This window comes from Paracoccus stylophorae (assembly GCF_028553765.1).
GTDB classification, from domain to species: domain Bacteria; phylum Pseudomonadota; class Alphaproteobacteria; order Rhodobacterales; family Rhodobacteraceae; genus Paracoccus; species Paracoccus stylophorae.
In genome coordinates, this window is the sequence record NZ_CP067134.1 from 2,623,288 (window position 1) to 2,642,660 (window position 19,373).

Annotated in this window: 16 protein-coding genes; 13 read left to right on the top strand and 3 right to left on the bottom strand. The window is 67.3% G+C overall.

All coding sequences use genetic code 11. From position 1 onward, the window contains the following. Positions 1-34 precede the first annotated feature (34 nt). From JHW45_RS12935 to JHW45_RS12965, 7 genes are all read left to right on the top strand, one after another. Positions 35-457, top strand: a complete 423-nt coding sequence (locus JHW45_RS12935) for a DUF1178 family protein (protein ID WP_272858014.1) — start codon at positions 35-37, stop codon at positions 455-457. Between the two features lie 124 nt (positions 458-581). Further along, complete coding sequence (locus JHW45_RS12940) at positions 582-1,838, top strand: aspartate kinase (protein WP_272858015.1); 1,257 nt, start codon at positions 582-584, stop codon at positions 1,836-1,838. A gap of 59 nt (positions 1,839-1,897) precedes the next feature. Next, a complete protein-coding gene (gene ptsP, locus JHW45_RS12945) occupies positions 1,898-4,144 on the top strand; it encodes a phosphoenolpyruvate--protein phosphotransferase (protein ID WP_272858016.1) in 2,247 nt (748 codons plus the stop codon). Between the two features lie 145 nt (positions 4,145-4,289). Then, on the top strand, positions 4,290-5,846 hold the full coding sequence (locus tag JHW45_RS12950; protein ID WP_272858017.1) for an OpgD/OpgG family glucan biosynthesis protein: 1,557 nt from the start codon (positions 4,290-4,292) through the stop codon (positions 5,844-5,846). A 2-nt stretch (positions 5,847-5,848) separates the two neighbouring features. Then, positions 5,849-7,948 carry a glucans biosynthesis glucosyltransferase MdoH gene (mdoH, locus tag JHW45_RS12955; protein WP_272858018.1) on the top strand — a complete coding sequence of 700 codons (2,100 nt, stop codon included), beginning with the start codon at positions 5,849-5,851 and terminating at the stop codon, positions 7,946-7,948. Between the two features lie 27 nt (positions 7,949-7,975). Then, positions 7,976-9,094 carry an OpgC domain-containing protein gene (opgC, locus tag JHW45_RS12960; RefSeq protein ID WP_272858019.1) on the top strand — a complete coding sequence of 373 codons (1,119 nt, stop codon included), beginning with the start codon at positions 7,976-7,978 and terminating at the stop codon, positions 9,092-9,094. 103 nt (positions 9,095-9,197) lie between these two features. Continuing rightward, a complete protein-coding gene (locus tag JHW45_RS12965; RefSeq protein ID WP_272858020.1) occupies positions 9,198-9,797 on the top strand; it encodes a GNAT family N-acetyltransferase in 600 nt (199 codons plus the stop codon). 25 nt (positions 9,798-9,822) lie between these two features. On the opposite strand, the gene JHW45_RS12970 is transcribed toward JHW45_RS12965, so the two are convergent. The 3 genes from JHW45_RS12970 to JHW45_RS12980 are packed head-to-tail and all read right to left on the bottom strand — an operon-like array spanning position 9,823 to position 12,107. Continuing rightward, positions 9,823-11,154: an MATE family efflux transporter gene (locus tag JHW45_RS12970; protein WP_272858021.1), complete on the bottom strand. Its 1,332-nt coding sequence runs from the start codon at positions 11,152-11,154 to the stop codon at positions 9,823-9,825. Between the two features lie 3 nt (positions 11,155-11,157). Next, on the bottom strand, positions 11,158-11,655 hold the full coding sequence (locus tag JHW45_RS12975) for a PaaI family thioesterase (RefSeq protein WP_272858022.1): 498 nt from the start codon (positions 11,653-11,655) through the stop codon (positions 11,158-11,160). A gap of 5 nt (positions 11,656-11,660) precedes the next feature. Next, positions 11,661-12,107, bottom strand: a complete 447-nt coding sequence (locus JHW45_RS12980) for a PaaI family thioesterase (protein ID WP_272858023.1) — start codon at positions 12,105-12,107, stop codon at positions 11,661-11,663. A gap of 185 nt (positions 12,108-12,292) precedes the next feature. Between JHW45_RS12980 and JHW45_RS12985 the strand changes: the two genes are divergently transcribed. From JHW45_RS12985 to JHW45_RS13010, 6 genes are all read left to right on the top strand, one after another. Next, positions 12,293-12,673 carry a MerR family transcriptional regulator gene (locus tag JHW45_RS12985; RefSeq protein ID WP_272858024.1) on the top strand — a complete coding sequence of 127 codons (381 nt, stop codon included), beginning with the start codon at positions 12,293-12,295 and terminating at the stop codon, positions 12,671-12,673. 113 nt (positions 12,674-12,786) lie between these two features. Then, the gene (locus tag JHW45_RS12990; protein WP_272858025.1) at positions 12,787-13,188 is read left to right on the top strand and encodes a MerR family transcriptional regulator; all 402 of its coding nucleotides are present in this window, start codon (positions 12,787-12,789) and stop codon (positions 13,186-13,188) included. 8 nt (positions 13,189-13,196) lie between these two features. Next, a complete protein-coding gene (locus tag JHW45_RS12995) occupies positions 13,197-14,972 on the top strand; it encodes an acyl-CoA dehydrogenase C-terminal domain-containing protein (protein WP_272858026.1) in 1,776 nt (591 codons plus the stop codon). 273 nt (positions 14,973-15,245) lie between these two features. Then, positions 15,246-15,887: a glutathione S-transferase family protein gene (locus JHW45_RS13000; RefSeq protein ID WP_272858027.1), complete on the top strand. Its 642-nt coding sequence runs from the start codon at positions 15,246-15,248 to the stop codon at positions 15,885-15,887. Beyond that, positions 15,884-17,095 (top strand): acetyl-CoA C-acetyltransferase, encoded by a 1,212-nt coding sequence (locus JHW45_RS13005; RefSeq protein WP_272858028.1) that lies wholly within the window; start codon positions 15,884-15,886, stop codon positions 17,093-17,095. Before JHW45_RS13000 ends, JHW45_RS13005 begins: the two co-directional genes overlap by 4 nt. A gap of 11 nt (positions 17,096-17,106) precedes the next feature. Then, positions 17,107-19,293 (top strand): 3-hydroxyacyl-CoA dehydrogenase NAD-binding domain-containing protein, encoded by a 2,187-nt coding sequence (locus tag JHW45_RS13010; protein WP_272858029.1) that lies wholly within the window; start codon positions 17,107-17,109, stop codon positions 19,291-19,293. Positions 19,294-19,373: the final 80 nt, after the last annotated feature.

The window sequence follows — 19,373 nt, forward strand, 5'->3', positions numbered from 1 at the left end:
CCGATATAACAGGAAAGTTCACCGGGGATTGAGGATGATCCGCTATACGCTGCGCTGTGAGAATGGGCATGATTTCGACGGCTGGTTCCGCTCGTCCGAGAGTTTCGAGACGATGCGGCAGGCGGGTCAGGTCGCGTGCGCCGATTGCGGATCGCAGCGGGTCGAGAAAACCCTGATGGCGCCATCGGTGCCCCGGGACAGCGACCGCGCGCCGCGCCCGCTGACCGGCCCGCGCAACCCCGCCGAGGCGCTGCTGAAGAAAATGCGCGAGCATGTCGAGCGGAACTCGGACTATGTCGGGCTACGCTTTGCCGATGAGGCGCGCGCCATGCATGAAGGGCGCAGCGCGCACCGCTCGATCCACGGCGAGGCGCGGCCCGAGGATGCGAAGAAGCTGATCGAGGATGGCGTGCCGGTCGCGCCCCTGCCCTTCATCCCGCGCCAGAAGGCCAACTGAGACGGTTCCGGCCGCGCCATCGGCGGCGACCCGCTGGCCGCTGCCGCCGCGTTTTCCCTTGCCCTTTCCCCACCCCCCACATAAAAGCCGCGCCGACCAACAACTGTGAGGCTGGGGGCCTGCGATGCCGCTTCTGGTGATGAAATTCGGCGGCACGTCGGTGGCCGATCTTGACCGGATCAGGAACGCCGCCGGCAAGGTGCAGCGCGAGGTCGAGCGCGGCTATGACGTGATCGTCATCGTCAGCGCGATGTCGGGCAAGACCAACGAGCTTGTGGGCTGGGTCGAACAGACCTCGGCCATGTTCGACGCGCGCGAATACGACGCGGTGGTCAGTTCGGGCGAGAACGTGACCGCCGGGCTGATGGCGCTGACCTTGCAGGACATGGGCGTGCCCGCGCGCAGCTGGCAGGGCTGGCAGGTGCCGATCAACACGACTGCGGTGCATTCGGCGGCGCGGTTCGTGGACATCCCGCGCGCCAATCTGGACCAGAAATTCGCCGAAGGTTTCCGCGTCGCCGTGATCGCGGGGTTCCAGGGGCTGGCCCCGGACGGGCGCATCACGACGCTGGGGCGCGGCGGGTCGGATACGACGGCGGTGGCCTTTGCCGCCGCATTCGGGGCGGAACGCTGTGACATCTATACGGATGTGGACGGGATCTATACGACGGACCCGCGCATCACCTCGAAGGCGCGCAAGCTGGACCGGATCGCGTTCGAGGAAATGCTGGAACTGTCCAGCCTTGGCGCCAAGGTGTTGCAGACCCGCTCGGTCGAGCTGGCGATGCGGTTCAAGGTGCGTCTGCGCGTGCTGTCCTCGTTCGAGGACACGGACGAAAACTCGGGCACGCTGGTTTGCGATGAGGGTGAAATCATGGAATCGAAAGTCGTCAACGGGGTCGCCTATTCGCGCGAAGAGGCCAAGATCACCCTGGTCACGGTCGAGGATCGTCCCGGCGTCTCGGCCGGGATCTTCGCGCCGCTGGCCGAGGCGGGCGTGAATGTGGACATGATCGTGCAGAACATCTCGGAAAAGAACTTCGAGCATCACAAGGGGTCGGTCACCGACATGACCTTCTCGGTCCCGATCAACCAGGTGGAACGCGCCAAGCGCGCCATGGAAGAGGCGCGGGCCGCCGGCACGGTCGCTTATGACGAGTTGATCGCGGATACCGAGGTGGCCAAGGTCAGCGTGGTGGGCATCGGCATGCGCAGCGCGGCGGGCGTGGCCGCCACCATGTTCAAGGCGCTGGCCGACGAGAACATCAACATCAAGGTCATCGCCACCAGCGAGATCAAGATTTCGGTGCTGATCGACCGCAAATATATGGAACTTGCGGTGCAGGCGCTGCATGATGCCTTCGGCCTGGAAGCGGCCTGAGACAGCCTGGGAACGACGCCGGCCCGCGTGGCCATCGCGACAGCAAAGGCAGGCCCGCGATGCAAGACCGCAAGGACAGCGATTCACGCAAGCTGCTGAGACGGCTGAAGGACATTCTGGCCGCGCCGGGCGACGGCCAGCATCGGATGGACCAGATCACCCATCACATCGCCGATTCGATGGGAACGCAGGTCTGCTCGATCTATCTGTTCCGCGACGCCGAGACGCTGGAACTGTGCGCCACCGAAGGGCTGCGCCCCGAGGCGGTCCACAAGACAAGGCTGCGGCTGGGCGAGGGGCTGGTGGGCCGCGTGGCGCGCACGGGGCGGTTCGTGAACACGGGCGACGCGCCCTCCGAACCCGGTTTCCGCTTCATGCCCGAGACCGGCGAAGAGGTGTTTCCCAGCTTTCTGGGCGTGCCGATCCAGCGCGTCGGTGAAAAGCTGGGCGTGCTGGTCGTGCAGTGCAGCGATGCGCGCCAGTTCAGCGAGGACGAGATCTACGGGCTTGAAGTCGTGGCGATGGTCCTGGCCGAGATGACCGAGCTGGGCGCCTTTCAGGGCAGCCAGTCCGACTGCCTGCCGCAATCGCACCGTTTCCCGCTGATGTTCCGCGGCACCACCGCGCAAGAGGGGGCGGCCGAGGGGCGGGTCTGGCTGCACGAGCCGCGCGTCGTGATCGCCAACCCGGTGGGCGACGATCCCGACACCGAACGGGCGCGCCTGCACGAGGGGATGGACCGGCTGCGCCAGCGGGTCGATTCGATGGTCGCCGCCGCCGATATGGGCGGCGAGGGCGATCACATGGCGGTGCTGGAAACCTATCGCATGTTCGCCCATTCGCGCAGCTGGCTGAAGCGGATGGAGGAGAACATCCAGCTTGGCCTGTCGGCCGAGGCGGCGGTGGAAAAGGAACAATCCGCCGCCCGCGCCCGGCTTGAGATGGCGACCGATCCTTATCTGCGCGACCGGCTGCACGATCTGGACGATCTGTCGAACCGGCTGCTGCGAATCCTGACCGGGCAAGGCACCGATACCGGCGCGCAGATGCCCGATCAGCCGATCCTGGTCGCGCGCAATATCGGCCCCGCCGATCTGCTGGAATACGGCCGCCGCCTGAAGGGCGTCGTGCTTGAGGAAGGGTCGGTCGGCAGCCATGCCGCCATCGTGGCGCGGGCGCTGGCGATTCCGCTGGTCATCCATGCCGAACGGATCACGTCCGAGGCGCTGAACGGCGACCCGATCCTGGTCGATGGCGATCAGGGCGTGGTGCATCTGCGCCCCGAGGACGCGGTGGCGGCGGCGTTCCGCGACAAGATGGCGATGCAGGCCGAGGCGCAAAGCCGCTATGCCGATCTGCGCACCCTGCCCGCCACCGGCACCTGCGGCACCACGGTCCAGCTTTACATGAACGCGGGGCTGATGGCCGATCTGCCCTCGCTGGAGGGATCGGGCGCGGAAGGCGTCGGGCTGTTCAGGACCGAGCTGCAATTCCTGGTCCGCAACCATGTGCCGCGCCGGGGCGAGCTGGCCGATATCTATCGTCACGTGATGGACCGGGCGATGGGCCGGCCGGTGATGTTTCGCACGCTGGATATCGGGTCGGACAAGGTCCTGCCCTACATGAAGCCGCAGGACGAACCCAACCCGGCGATGGGCTGGCGCGCGATCCGCGTCGGGCTGGACAAGCGAGGCGTGCTGCGGATGCAGTTGCAGGCGCTGATCCGCGCGGCGCAGGGCCGTCCGCTGCACGTCATGTTCCCCTTTATCGCGGACATGACCGAATACGAGGACGCCTATCGCATCCTGATGCAGGAACTGGCGCGCGAAAGGCGGCTGGGCCACCAGATGCCGACCGATGTCCGGGTGGGCGCGATGCTTGAGACCCCGTCGATGGCGTTTGCCCCGCGCAAGTTCTTCGAGATGTGCGATTTCGTGTCCATCGGCGGTAACGACCTGAAACAGTTCTTTTTTGCCGCCGACCGCGAGAATGAACGCGTGCGCCGCCGCTATGACACGATGAACGCATCGTTCGTGGCGCTGCTGCGCCAGATCGTGGCGCGCTGCGAAGAGGCGCGGGTGCCGCTGTCCTTCTGCGGCGAGGATGCCGGCCGCCCGGTCGAGGCGCTGACCTTTGCCGCGCTGGGCATCCGGCGGCTGTCGATGCGTCCCGCCTCGATCGGGCCGGTCAAGCATCTGATCCGGCGCGTCTCGATCGCCGATCTGCGCCGTCTTATCGACGAGGCCGAGGGTAACGGCCTGACCAATCTGCGCCGCCCGGTGACCGAATGGCTGGCGCGGCAATAGACGCCATCGGCACGAAAGCGCCGAACGCGCCCGGCAAGCCGCTGCCGACACAAGCGGCGGGCGAGTTCGGGGATGCGCGTTGCGGCTTGCTGCGCTGTCGGGCGGACCATATAGTGACCGGGTTTTCTGGCATAAATCTGCGGTTATGAAGCGTCGTCAATTTCTCCATGCCGCGACTGCGGTGGTCGCCGGCAGTTCGCTGGCTGTCACGCGTGTCCATGCCCAGATCGCCGCCGACGGCGCCGCGACCGCATCCGCGCCTACGGTGTCCGGCTTCGATTTCGAGGATGTCGCGACGCTGGCGCAGGAACGCGCCACCCGCGTCTACAAGCAACCCGTCGCCGATCTGGTCGGCAGCTTTGCGGATCTGAACTATGACCGCTATCGCGCGATCCGGTTTCGCCGCGAACACGACCCGCTGAAGGACAATGGCCTTTTCGGGATGGACCTGCTGCCGCCCGGGTCGATCTTCTACGAGCCGGTCAATATCAGCATCGTCCGCAACGGCACCCCGCAGAAGCTGGAATTCGATCCGCGCCTGCTGGAGTTCGACCCCTCGCAATTTCCCGAGGGCGCCGATCTGGAGACCAGGGGCGAGATGGGCTGGTCGGGGTTCCGGCTGCGCACGATCCTGAACCGTCCCGGCGTGATGGACGAATTTCTGGTGTTCCAGGGGGCCAGCTATTTCCGCGCCGTGGCGCGCGGCACGCTGTACGGGCTGTCGGCGCGCGGCCTGACGATCAAGACCGGCAGTCCCGACGGCGAGGAATTTCCGCTGTTCACCGATTTCTGGATCCACGAACCCGCCGCCGGTTCGGACCGGGTGCGCATCCACGCCCTGCTGGACAGCAAGTCGCTGACCGCCGCGTTCCAGTTCGACGTCAATCCGGGTGCTGCGACGACGATCCGGACGCGGCTGGCGATCTTTCCGCGGGTCGAGCTGCGCGAGACAGGCATCGCGCCGCTGACCTCGATGTTCTGGTTCGGCCCGGCCAGCCGCCGCAACGTGGACGATTACCGGCCCGCCGTGCATGACAGCAACGGGTTGCAGATGCATACCGGCGCCGGTCAGGCGCTGTGGCGGACGCTGGCCTCGCACAAGAACCTTCAGATCTCGTCCTTCGTGGACAGCAATCCCGACGGATTCGGCCTGATCCAGCGCGACCGCGACTTCACAGACTATCAGGACGCCGAGGCGATGTATCATCTGCGCCCCTCGGCCTGGATCCAGCCGCAGGGCGACTGGGGCGAGGGCGAGGTGCGGCTGATCGAAATCCCGGTCGAGAACGAGTTCAACGACAACATCGTCAGCTATTGGCTGCCCAAGCAGCCGATGGCCAAGGGCGAACGTCACGAATTCCGCTATCTTCTCGGCTTCGCGCCGCTGCCGCCGAACGATGTGCCGCTGGCCAAGGTGCGACAGGTCCGGTCCGGCCGGTCGATCAATGTCGAATCCACGCGCACCTATGTCGTCGATTTCGACATGTCGCCCTTTGGCGACCAGATGCCCGAATCCAAGGTCACGACCTCGGCCGGCAGCATCGTTCATGCCTATCTGAAACCGTTGCCGGAGCAGCGCGTCCTGCGCCTTGCGTTCGAGTTCGATCCGGGCGGTGCCGCGCTGGCCGATCTTCAGGCGCTGCTGACCGACGGCAACGGCATGGCGCTCAGCGAAAGCTGGCTGGCGCGCTGGACGGAATGAAGGTGGACAGCGCCGCCCTTTGCCCGCCGGTCGCGGCCGTGCCGCCCGATGCGCCGCTGGCCATGCCGATCCAGGATTTCCGCGCCCCGCCCGCCACCCGCCGCAGCCGCAAGCCCGAAGGCTGGCGCGTCCATGCGGCGCGGCTGATCGCGTTCGGCGGCACCGCGGCGCTGGCCGTGACCGGGTTCCTGCAGATGTGGGCGTCGTTCGGCGACCGGCCCACCCCGATGCAGTGGGCGCTGCTGGTCCTGTTCGTGCCGACCTTTGCCTGGGTCGGGTTCTCGTTCTGCGCCATGATCGCGGGGCTGTTCGCGCCGCGCCTGCGCACGCCGCAGGGGCCGAACCCGGCGCGCATCGCCGTCGTCATGCCGGTCTATCACGAGGATGCCGGCAAAAGCATCGGCCTGCTGATCGCGCTGGCCCGCGATCTGGACCGCGAGGGGATGGGCGACCGCACCGAAATCTTCGTGCTGTCCGACAGCCGCGACCCGGACGTGACCGTGAACGAGACGCTGGCCGTCGCCGCCGCGCGCGAGGCCGCGCCCCTGCCGATCTGGTATCGCCGCCGGCTGACGAATGACGACCGCAAATCCGGCAACGTGGCCGATTTCGTGCGCAGATGGGGCGGGCGCTATGACCAGATGGTGGTGCTGGACGCCGACAGCGTGCTGACCGGCGCGACGATCCGCGCCCTGTCGGCGCGGATGCAGGCCGATCCCGATCTGGCGCTGATCCAGACCATGCCGATGCTGGTCGGGGGCGAGACGATCTTTGCCCGGCTGACCCAGTTCGCGGGCCGCGTCTATGGCCCGATGATCGCCCGCGGCGTCGCGGCGTGGTCGGGCAACAGCGGCAATTACTGGGGCCACAACGCCATCATCCGCGTCAGCGCCTTCGCCGGTGCCTGCGGCCTGCCGCGCCTGCCGGGCAACCCGCCCTTCGGCGGAACCATCCTCAGCCACGATTTCGTCGAGGCGGCGGCGCTGTGCCGGGCCGGCTGGAAGGTGCGGCTGGACCACGATCTGCGCGGCAGCTATGAGGGCGGGCCGCCGACGCTGCTGGACATGGCGGTGCGCGAACGCCGGTGGGCGCAGGGCAATCTGCAACATGCGCGCCTGCTGACCATGCGCGGCGCCTGCGCGATCAGTCGCGTCCATTTCGTCATCGGCATCCTGGGCTTCCTGATGAGCCCGCTGTGGCTGGCGCTGATCCTGGTGGGTCTGGCGCTGTCGGCCACGGTGCTGCTGTCCACGCCGGAATATTTTCCCAACGCCTATCAGCTTTTCCCCGACTGGCCGGTCTTCGACGCGCGCCGGATGCTGTGGCTGTTCATCGCCGCGATGACGCTGCTGCTGCTGCCCAAGCTGATCGCCACCTTTCGCGCCTGGGCGCGCCCCCTGGCCCGCGCCTCGGGCGGGCCGGTGCGGATCTTCGCCAGCGCGCTGTTCGAGATCCTGCTGTCGGCGCTGATCGCGCCGGTGCAGATGCTGATCCAGACCCGGCAGATCCTGGATATCCTGCGCGGCCGCGACAGCGGCTGGAACGCGCAGGTCCGCGCCGGGTCGATGCCCGGCTGGGGCGTGGTGATCGCGCGGCACTGGGGTCACGTCCTGCTGGGGGTCGGCACGCTGCTGGTGCTGGCGCAGTTTTCGCCGCCGCAACTGATCTGGCTGTCGCCGATCCTGGCCGGGCTGATCCTGTCGCCGCTGACATCGCGGCTGTCTGCCAGCCCGGTCTTCGGGCGATGGGCGCGGATGCGCGGGCTGCTGGTCACGCCCGAGGAACGCAGCTTTCCGCCGATTCTGTCCGACGCGCTGGCCGCGACCCGCGCCCTGCCCCGCCCGGTCGAGGGCGACGGGGCGATCCTGCAACTGGCAGACGACCCCGACGCGCGCCGCCGTCACCTTGCCATGCTGGTACCCCCCGCCGACCTGCCCGCCGACCTGGCCGAAAACGACCGGCTGACGCGCATCACCGCCGAGGCCAAGATCGCCCACGCCGAAACCCGCGCCCAGGCGCTGCGGTTTCTGGACGCGGACGAAACCGAGGCTTTGATTCTCGATCCCGCCCTTCTCGAACGCTGGAGCCGCCTGCCGGCGTGAGCCGTCGGCCGCAGGACAACACGCGCCATGAAACGCCTGATCGCCCTAGACATGCTGCGCGGCTATGCTCTGGTCTGCATCATGCTGGACCACATGCCGGCCTCGGCGCTGCGCGAATACACGCTGGCGAATTTCGCGATCTTCGATGCGGCGGAATTGTTCGTGCTGCTGTCGGGGTTCCTGGTCGGTCTGGTCTGGCAAGGCGTGGAGCGGAACGAGGGGCGGCGGGCCGCGCAATGGCGCTTTGCCCGCCGCGCGTTCGAGGTCTGGCGCGCGCTGGTGGTGGGCGGGCTGATCATGGCGCTGCTGTCGGCGGCGCTGCTGCATGCGGGCCTGAAGCACACCGCGATCTGGAACCAGTATGCGCACTGGGTGGTCGAGAATCCGTGGGGCTATCTGGGCGTGCTGGCGACGATGTGGCTGCAACCCAACCTGCTGGACGTGCTGGCCGTCTATGTCGTGCTGATCGCCTCGGCCCCGCTGCTGGTGCCGCTGATGCTGCGCTTTCCGTTCAGCTTTGCCGCAGCTTCGGTGGCGATGTGGTGGTTTGCGCCGGTGTTGAACCGGCTTGTTCCCAATCACAGCGATGGCGGGTTGCTGTTCAATCCGTTCGGCTGGCAGATGCTGTTCTTTTCGGGCGTGGCGATGGGGTTGTTCCGTCAGCGCCTGATGCCGGTCCTGCTGCCCCATGCGCGGCTGATCACGATCGTGGCGTGGGCGATGTTCCTGTTCGGATCGACCATCATCATCGCCGCGCAGATCGGAGAGCCGGCCCTGCCCCTGCGCAACGCGCTGAAGCTTGTCTATGGCTCGATCGACAAATGGCGGCTGGACGGCACCCGCTATCTGGCGATCCTTGCCGCAAGCTGGCTGGTCGCGGTGCCGCTGGCCGGTATCATGGAACGGCTGGCCGCGACCCGCATCGGCGTCGGGCTGCAACAGATCGGCCGGGGCGGGCTGTGGTCCTTTATCGCCTGTGTGCTGCTGTCGGTGCTGGGCGACGCGTTCCAGGTCAACCCGCCCGATCAGCATGTGCTGCGCAAGCTGCTGGTCGATCTGTGGGCGATGCTGACGCTGTGGTGGCTGGCCGCGATCTGGCTGCAATGGGGCGCGCCGTGGCAGAAGGGGCGCAAGGCCCGCAAATGACGCAGCGGCGGCGGCGTGCCGGGCCGTGCCACGACGCGGCGTTCCGACCGGATCGGCTTGATCCGCGCCGGGACCGGACCCATCTTTCTGCCATGCAGCATCCATGCGCTGCGCCACAGAAAAATCGGATTGCCAGACCCTGACCATGCCGTTTTCCGCCACCGAGACGCAACGCCCGACCCGCGATGACGACCGCGCCGCGCCGCAGGAGGCCGCGCCCTGCGTGCGCCTGCAAGGTCTGCTGGCGCGGGACCGGCCGCTGCACACCGCGCATCTGTTGCGCCTGACGCCCGAGGATCGCCGCGCGCGGTTCAACGCGTCGATGTCGGACAAGGCCATCGCCGCCTATTCCCGCGATCTGGACTGGAGCCGGGCCTGGATCTTCGGCGCTTTCGTCGAGGGCGTGCTGCGCGGCGTCGGAGAGCTGGTGCCGAACGCGGCGGGCGATCAGGCGGAGCTGGCAATCTCGGTCGAGCGTCCGTTCCAGCATATGGGCATCGGCAAGATGCTGAGCCTGGCCCTGGTTCTGGTCGCGCGCCGCACCGGGATCGGCACGATCCGCATCCTGTATGTGCCGGGCAATGACAGCATGCGGGCGCTGGTCCGTGCGCTGGGCGCGCGTACGCACAGCGATGACGGCATGATCGAGGGCGTGTTCACCGTCCCGCCGAAACCCGACGACGCCCCGGCCGCCGCCGGCTGAAGGGACGGCGCCGCGACGCGTGCCGTCAGCCGGCGGGCAAAGCCGCGGCCTCGGCCCGCGGATACAGTCGCGCCATCGCCACGCCGCGCGCGATGTTGAGGGTGATCAGCGCCGCCCACAGCCCGTGATTGCCGATCAGCGGCGGCAGGGCCACGATCGCCAGCGCATAGATCGCGACCGCCTGCACCATGGCGTTGCGCATCTCTCGGGTCAGGGTGGCGCCGATGAAGATGCCGTCGAACATCCAGCCTGCGACGCCGATCAGCGGCGCCAGACCGACCCAGACCAGATATTGCCGCGCCTCGACCCGGACGGCGGGGGCGTTGGTCAGAAGGTCGATGATCGCCGCCCCGCCAGACCAGAAGATCAGCGCCAGGATCAGCGCGCCGCCGATCCCCCATTGCGAGGTCAGGATCGCCGCCCGCCGGACCCGTTCCGGCCGGCGCGCGCCGACCGCCTGCCCGACCAGGCTTTCGGCGGCAAAGGCGAACCCGTCCAGCGCGAAGGCGGTGATCGACAGAAACTGCACAAGCACCTGATTGGCGGCCAGCGTCACATCGCCATGCGCCGCGCCAAGAAACAGGAAGGTCGTGAAGCTGGCCTGCAACAGCACCGACCGGATCATGATGTCGCCATTGACGCGCAGCAGCCGGTCCAGCTTGTCGCGGGCAAACAGCGTGGCAAGGTTGCGCGCGGCCGCGACGGCGGCGCGCAGCACGTGGCGCGCCATGAACAGCCCCAGCCCCAGACCGCACCATTCCGCGATCAGCGACGCCCACGCCACCCCGGCCACGCCAAGACCCAGCCCCAGCACGAACCACAGATCCAGCGCCACGTTCAGCCCATTCTGCACCAGTTGCAGCGCCAGCACGCCGCGCGTCCGTTCGACCGCGATCAGCCAGCCGGTGATGGCATAAAGCCCGATGGTGGCCGGCGCGCCCCAGATGCGGATCGCCAGATAGTCGCGCGCCAGATCCTCGACCCCGGCGCTGGCGGGGGCCAGACGGAACGCGGCCCAGAACAGCGGCACCTGCAACAGCACGAATGCCAGCCCGGCGACCGCGGCGATGGTCAGCGCGCGCAGCAGATGGGCGCCGACCTGCGCGCCGTCGCCCGCGCCGTGGCTTTGGGCCACCAGACCCGACGTGCCCATCCGCAGAAACCCGAAGATCCAGTAGATCGAGGCCAGGATGACCGCGCCGATCCCCACCGCGCCGATCGGCTCGGGCCGGCCAAGCTGGCCGACCACGCCGGTATCGACCAGCCCCAGAAGCGGGATGGTCGCGTTCGACAGCACGATGGGCAGCGCGATGTTCAGCACCCGCCGATGCGTCAGCGGGACCGTCGGGTTCTGCATGCCTCAGCCCTGGGGCATCAGGAAATGCGCGGTTGCCTGCGCAAACATCCGTGCGCGGTTGTCCTGCCACCCCTCGACATGGACCGAGGCATAGCGCCGCCCCGACCGCACCACCCGCGCGCGGGCATAGGCGTCGCGCGGCAGCCCGCTGCGCAGGTAATCGACGGTGAAGTCGATGGTCTTGGGCAGCCGTGGCAGGCTGTCGGGCACGGCGGCGTCGGGCGCGATGCGGCCCGATTCCAGATCCTCCCAGATGGCGGACCAGGACAGTTCCACGATGGCCGTCATTTCCAGGAACGCCGCCGTCACCCCGCCATGCAGCGCCGGCAGCATCGGGTTGCCGATCAGCTTTTCGTCGAAGGGCAGCACCGCGGTCAGCTCATCCCCGCGCCGGTCAAAGCGGATGCCCAGCCAGCTCATGTAGGGGACGCCCGTGACCAGCGCGTTCAGCGCGGCATCGCGGCGCGACTTGATGCGGTGCAAGGGCTCGTTGCGGTCCATCCGCCTCACCTCTCGGCCGTGAAGGTGCCGGTGGCGGTGGCGACGGGGTTGTCGCCATCCTCGTCCATCGCGACCGCCCGCAGGAACGCCACGCTGCGCGTCATGTGATAGCATTCGGCCCGCGCCGTGATCCGCTGTCGCGGCGCGGCCGACCGCATATAGTCGATGCGCAGATCTATCGTCGCCGTCGAACGGGGCGCCGCCGGATGCATGATCACCGCCGCCCCGCAGCACGTATCCATCAGCGCCGAGACGACGCCGCCATGCACCACCTCGCGGCGCGGATCGCCCACCAGATGCGCGGCCCAGGGCATGCTGATCACCGCCCGCGCCGGCCCCAACTCGTCCACCCGCATCCCCAGGGCGCGCGCATGCGGGATCGCGTCGATGAACTGCTGCGTGATGCGCGCGCGGTCCTGCTGTTCCTGTGACTCGTCGTCGTTGGCGGACATGCTGCGTCTCCGTTGCGTGTGAGACAGCATTAGCCCCGGCACCGGGTCATGCTCAAGCCCTGCCGCGACGATGCTGGCGCGCGCCCGTTCGGGGCGGAGGTTCCGCGCCGTCTTCACGTGACGGTTGAGAAGCGCGGAGCGACCCGCTAGCCTGCCACCGGAAACGAACGTCGCGGAGAAGCCGGATGTCCGACGAACAGCTTGTCAGCTTCAAGGAGATGTGCGCGCGCTTCGATGTCACCCCGCGCACGCTGCGGTATTACGAGTATATCGAACTGCTCAGCCCGCACCGCGACGGGCGCGCGCGGTTCTATCGCCCCCGCGACGTCGCGCGCATGACGCTGATCCTGCGCGGCCGCCGCTTTGGCTTTTCGCTGGAAGAGATCCGGCAATGGCTGATGATCTATGAGGAAAAGGGCAGCCGCGAACAGCACGAGGTCTGGCTGGCCCTGGCGGACCGGCAGCTGAAGGTGCTGGACGACCAGATCGCGGATCTGCAGGCGGCCCGCGCCGATCTGGAATCCCTGCGCGACCGGACCGCGCAGGCGGTGCAGGACCGCGACTGAGACGGCGATCCCGCCACCCGACATCGTGACGCAGCGTCTTGCTTACGTTCGCGTCAAGTAGACCCTATATGGTCTGCAAGGCTCATGCTGGACAGAAGGAGGAGCTGGACGTCATGCCCGACGAATTGATGACAATTCGCCAGATGTGCGAGACCTTCGGCGTCACCCCGCGCACGCTGCGTTTCTACGAGGCGCGCGAACTGATCTTTCCCGAACGCCGCGGCCAGCACCGGCTTTACGACCGGCGCGACCGGGCCCGGCTGACGCTGATCCTGCGCGGCAAGCGTTTCGGGTTCAGCCTGGAACAGATGCGCCAGCTGCTTGAGATCTATGAGCCCGGCGGCACGAATCGCACCCAGATCGCGGCCACCGTGGCCGTCGGCCGCGAAAGGCTGGCGGACATGGAACGCCAGCATGCCGAACTGAGCGAGGCGATCGCAGAACTGAAGACCCAGATCGTCGATGCCGAGGCGCGGCTTGCCGCCCTGCCCGACGACGACACGTCCACAGGATAAGACAACAGATGCACAGCTATTCCCCCCCCGTTCGCGATCTGCAATTCGTGTTGCAGGATCTTCTGAACATCCCGGACTCGGGCCTGCCCGGCCACGCGGATCTGGACCCCGATTTCACCGAAGCCATCCTTGAGGCCGCGGGCAAGCTGGCCAGCGAGGTAATGGCGCCGCTGAACGGCGTCGGCGACCGGCAGGGCTGCCGGCTGGAGAACGGGATCGTGCGCACGCCGGACGGTTTCGCGCAGGCGTTCGACGCCATGCGGCAGGGCGGCTGGACCGCGCTGGACTGCGACCCCGATTATGGCGGGCAGGGGCTGCCCTATGTCATCGGTTCGGCCACGGCCGAGATGTTCTCGACCGCGAACATGGCCTTCGCGATGTATCCGGGCCTGACGCATGGCGCCTATTCGGCGATTCACGCGCATGGCACGGAGACGCAGAAGCAGACCTATCTGCCCCGGCTGGTCAGCTGCGAATGGACCGGCACGATGAACTTGACCGAACCCCATTGCGGCACCGATCTGGGCCTGCTGCGCACCAAGGCCGAACCCCAGGACGACGGCAGCTATCTGATCACCGGGCAGAAGATCTTCATCTCGGCCGGCGATCACGACATGGCCGAGAACGTCATCCATCTGGTGCTGGCCAAGGCGCCGGGCGGCGGCGAGGGAACGCGCGGCATCTCGCTGTTCATCGTGCCCAAGTTTCTGGTGAACGAGGACGGATCGCCGGGCGAGCGGAACAATGTCAGCGTCGGCAGCCTGGAAGACAAGATGGGCATCCACGGCAACGCCACCTGCGTGATGAACTATGACGCCGCCAAAGGCTGGCTGCTGGGCGATCTGCACAAGGGCATGCGGGCGATGTTCACGATGATGAACGAGGCCCGTCTTGGCGTGGCGATGCAGGGCTATGCCTGCGCCGAAGCGGCCTACCAGAACGCCGCGATCTATGCCCGCGAACGGTTGCAGGGCCGCGCGGCCACCGGCACCGAAAACCCGTCGGGACCGGCCGATCCGCTGATCGTTCACCCCGACATCCGCCGCAGCCTGATGGATCAGCGGTCGTTCGTCGAAGGTGCGCGGGCGCTGGTTCTGTGGTGCGCGCATCTGATCGACCGCGGCCATCAGGGCGACGCCGAGGCCGAGGGGCTGGTGTCGCTGCTGACGCCGGTCGCCAAGGGGTTCCTGACCGATCAGGGCTTTGCCGCGACGGTGCAGGCCCAGCAGGTCTTCGGCGGCCACGGCTATATCGAGGAACACGGCATGAGCCAGCTGGTCCGCGACGCCCGGATCGCGATGATCTATGAGGGCGCGAACGGCATCCAGGCCCTGGATCTGGTGGCGCGCAAGCTGCCGCAGGACGGCGGCCGGCACGTGATGGAGTTCTTCAGCCAGGTCAAGTCGTTCTGTCAGGATCATGCCGGCACCCCGACGCTGGCCGACGATTTCGTGGCCCCGCTGAAAGCCGCGTCGAAGGATCTGCAGACCGCCGCGACTTTCTTCATGGAACGCGGCATGAAGAACCCCAACGATGCGCTGGCCGGGTCCCATGATTTCATGCATCTGTTCGGCCATGTCGCGCTGGGCTTCATGTGGGCGCGGATGGCCGCCGCCGCGCAACAGGCGCTGGAGGCGGGCCAGGGCGACGCAGACTTCCTTAAGGCGAAGCTGATCACCGGACGTTACTACATGCAGCGGCAGTTGCCGATCACGGCCACGCATCTGGCCCGCATCCAGTCCGGCGCACAGCCCGTCATGGCGCTGGAGGCCGAGGCATTCTGAACCGTCGCACGATCCGGGGCCGGGGCCGGGGTATTTGTGCAAAGAAGAAGCACAGGATGCGTCCCGGCCCCTCCCGCCTTCCGGCGGGTCGGGCGTTGACGGCCAGGGACCGGGACGACTTCTCCTTTGGCGGTCATCGGCTCCCCAGCCTGTACCGCAGGAAAGGTTATGACGGCGCGAGGTTGAAGAAGGGTTAACCGGCCCTTCTTCTTTGCAGAAATACCCCGCAGGGGGTGCGGGGGGCGCGCAGCCCCCCGCAGGCAAGGAGGAAAGATGACCGCAGAACTTTGGTGTTTCGGGGAATCGGGCAACGCTTACAAGCCCGCGCTGACGATGGAACTGGCAGGCTATGACTGGTCGCCCGTCTATGTCGATTTCTTCGGCGGCGAGACGCGCGGGTCGGCGTTTCGCGCGCTGAACGCGATGGGCGAGGTTCCGGTGTTTCGCGAGGGCGATCTGACGCTGACCCAGTCGGCGGTGATCCAGATGCATGTCGCGGAACGCACGGGGCGGTTTCTGGGTGCCGACCGGAACCAGACGCTGCGCTGGCTGATGTTCGACAATCACAAGCTGTCGGGTCAGGCCGGGCCGCTGCGCTTCATGATGAATTTCCTGCCCCCCGAAAAGCGTCCGCAGGGCGGCATCGACTATCTGGCCGGCCGGGTCAGGGCGGCTTACAAGATCCTCGACGGCCATCTGGCGGATCGCGACTGGGTCGCCGACCGCGCGCCCACGATCGCGGATTTCGCCTGCTGCGGCTATCTTTTCTATCCCGAGCCGTTCGGCTTCGACCGCGCCGACTGGCCCAATATCGACCGCTGGCTGGACGGCATCGCCGCCCTGCCCGGCTGGAAACATCCCTATGACCTGATGCCCGGCAAACCCTCCGACCGGGCGCCGAAGGAGGATCAATGACCGACGCATTCATCTATGACGCCGCCCGCACGCCGCGCGGCAAGGGCCGGCCCGATGGCAGCCTGCACGAGGTCACCTCGCTGGCGCTGTCCGCGCGCCTGCTGAACGCGGTGAAGGACCGCAACGGGCTTGAGGGCCACGCCGTCGAGGACGTGATCTGGGGCAATGTCACGCAGGTCAAGGAACAGGGCGGCTGTCTGGCGCGCAGCGCGGTGCTGGCCTCGGATCTGGACGAATCGATCCCCGGCCTGTCGATCAACCGTTTCTGCGCATCTGGGATGGAGGCGGTGAACCTCGCCGCCAACCAGATCCGGGGCGGCGCGGGCCAGGCCTATATCGCCGGCGGCGTCGAGATGATGGGCCGGGTGCCCATGGGCAGCGACGGCGCGGCCATCGCGGTCGATCCCGGCCTGGCGATGAAATCCTATTTCGTGCCGCAGGGGATCAGCGCCGACATCATCGCCACCGAATACGGCTTCGACCGGGATCAGGCCGACGCGCTGGCGGTCGAATCGCAGCGCCGCGCGGCGCAGGCGTGGCAGGAAGGCCGATTTGACAAATCCATCGTGCCGGTGCTGGACCAGAACGGCCTGACCATCCTGGACCGCGACGAATACATGCGCCCCGGCACCACGGCCGAGGATCTGGCCAAGCTGAAACCGGCCTTCAAGGAGATGGGCGAAACCATGCCCGGCTTCGACAAGGTGGCGATGCTGAAATATCCGCATCTGGACCGCATCGACCATATCCACCATGCCGGCAACTCGTCGGGGATCGTGGACGGCGCGGCGGCGGTGCTGGTCGGCAACGCCGAATTCGGACGCGCGCACGGGCTGAAACCGCGCGCCCGCATCCGCGCCACCGCCAAGATCGGCACCGATCCGACGATCATGCTGACCGGCCCGGTCCCGGTGACGGAAAAGATCCTGCGCGATTCCGGCATGTCCATCGGCGATATCGACCTGTTCGAGGTGAACGAGGCTTTCGCCAGCGTCGTGCTGCGCTTCATGCAGGCGTTTCAGGTCGATCCGGCGCGCGTCAACGTCAACGGCGGCGCCATCGCCATGGGCCATCCGCTTGGCGCGACGGGCGCGATCATCATCGGCACGCTGCTGGACGAGCTGGAGCGGCAGGACAAGAACGTGGGTCTGGCGACCCTGTGCATCGCGTCCGGCATGGGCGCGGCCACCATCATCGAACGCGTGTGAGGGATCAGACCATGACCGATTTCACGATGGAAAAAGACGCCGACGGCGTCGCGATCATCACCTGGGACGTGCCCGGCAAGTCCATGAACGTGCTGTCGATGCAGGGCGCCGACACGCTGGACGCGCTGATCGACGACGCGCTGGCCGATGCGGCGGTGAAGGGCATCGTCATCACCAGCGGCAAGGCGGATTTCGCCGCCGGGATGGACCTGAACGTCATCGCCGGCATGAAAGAGGATGGCGGCGCGCAGGGCGTCTTTGACGGCGTGATGCGGCTGCACCACCTGCTGCGCAAGATCGAACTGGCCGGCATGGACCGCAAGACGAAGAAGGGCGGCAAGCCCGTCGCCGCCGCCCTGCCCGGCACCGCGCTTGGGATCGGGCTGGAACTGCCGCTTGCCACGCATCGCATCTTTGCCGCCGACAACCCCAAGGCCCGGATCGGCCTGCCCGAGATCATGGTCGGCATCTTTCCGGGCGCGGGCGGCACCACGCGCCTGTCGCGCAAGCTGGGCGCGATGGCCGCCGCCCCCTTCCTGCTGGAAGGCAAGCTGTCCGATCCGAAAAAGGCCAAGTCTGCCGGGCTGATCGACGAGGTGGTCGACGATCCGCTGGCTGCCGCGAAGGAATGGGTTCTGGCCGCGGAAGACGCCGATCTGGTCAAGCCGTGGGACGCCAAGGGCTACAAGATGCCCGGAGGAGAGCCGTTTCATCCCGCGGGCTTCATGACCTTCGTCGGTGCCTCGGCGATGGTGCATGGCAAGACCATGGGCGTCTATCCCGCCGCCCGTGCGCTGCTGTCGGCGGTCTATGAGGGCGCGATGGTGCCCTTCGATCAGGCGCTGAGGATCGAAGCGCGCTGGTTCACCAACGTGCTGATGAACCCGTCCTCGGGCGCCATGATCCGCTCGCTGTTCATCAACAAGGAGGCGCTGGAAAAGGGCGCGAACCGTCCCGACCAGCCCGATCAGAAGGTGACGAAGCTTGGCATTCTGGGCGCCGGCATGATGGGGGCGGGCATCGCCCATGTCAGCGCGATGGCGGGCATCAAGGTGGTGCTGATCGACGCGACACAGGAAAGCGCCGACAAGGGAAAATCCTACTCCGAGGGGCTGCTGGACAAGGCCATCAGCCGCAGGAAATCGACCGAGGAGAAGAAGGCCGAGGTTCTGGGCCGCATCACCGCGACGACCGATTACGCCGCGCTGGACGGCTGCGATCTGGTGGTCGAGGCGGTGTTCGAGGACCCGCAGATCAAGGCCGACGTGACGAAAAAGGCCGAAGCCGTGATCGGCACCGACGCGATCTTCGCCACCAACACCTCGACCCTGCCGATCAGCGATCTGGCCCGCGCCAGCGCCCGGCCCGACCAGTTCATCGGCATCCATTTCTTCTCGCCCGTGGACAAGATGGCCCTGGTCGAGATCATCAAGGGCCGCGAGACCGGCCCCCGCGCCGTCGCCAAGGCGCTGGATTTCGTGCGCCAGATGCGCAAGACGCCGATCGTGGTGAACGATGCCCGCTTCTTCTACGCCAATCGCTGCATCATTCCCTATATCAACGAAGGCGTGCGGATGGTGGCCGAGGGTGTGAACCCGGTGCTGGTCGAAAACGCCGCGAAGATGATGGGCATGCCGCTTGGCCCGCTGCAACTGGTCGATGAGACCAGCATCGATCTGGGCGTGAAGATCGCCAAGGCGACGCGCGCGGCGATGGGCGAGGCATATCCCGACGGCGCCGTGGACGAGGTGCTGTTCTGGATGGCCGATGAGGGGCGGCTGGGCCGCAAGTCGAATGCGGGCTTTTACGCCTATGACGACAAGGGCAAGCGCCAGGGAGTGTGGCAGGGGCTGGCCGATCGCTATCCCCGTTCCGACGATCAGCCCGACCTGACCGAGGTGCAGCACCGGCTGATGTTCGCGCAGACGCTGGAGGCGGTGCGCGCGCTGGAGGAAGGCGTGCTGGAGGATATCCGCGAAGGCGATGTCGGCGCGATCCTGGGCTGGGGCTTCGCACCGTGGAGCGGGGGGCCGTTCAGCTGGCTGGACATGATGGGCGCCGCCCGCGCGGTCGAGATCTGCGAGGGTCTGACCGAACGCCACGGCGACCGGTTCGCTGCCCCCGACCTGCTGCGCCAGATGGCCCGCGACGGCGACCGCTTCTATGACCGCTTCGGGTCGCGCGCGCAGGCCGCCTGACGGGCAGCCCCCTTTGCGGCAAATGCGCCACACCCATGGGCGCCGATGACACGGAGGGCGGCACTTTCGCCGCCCTCTGG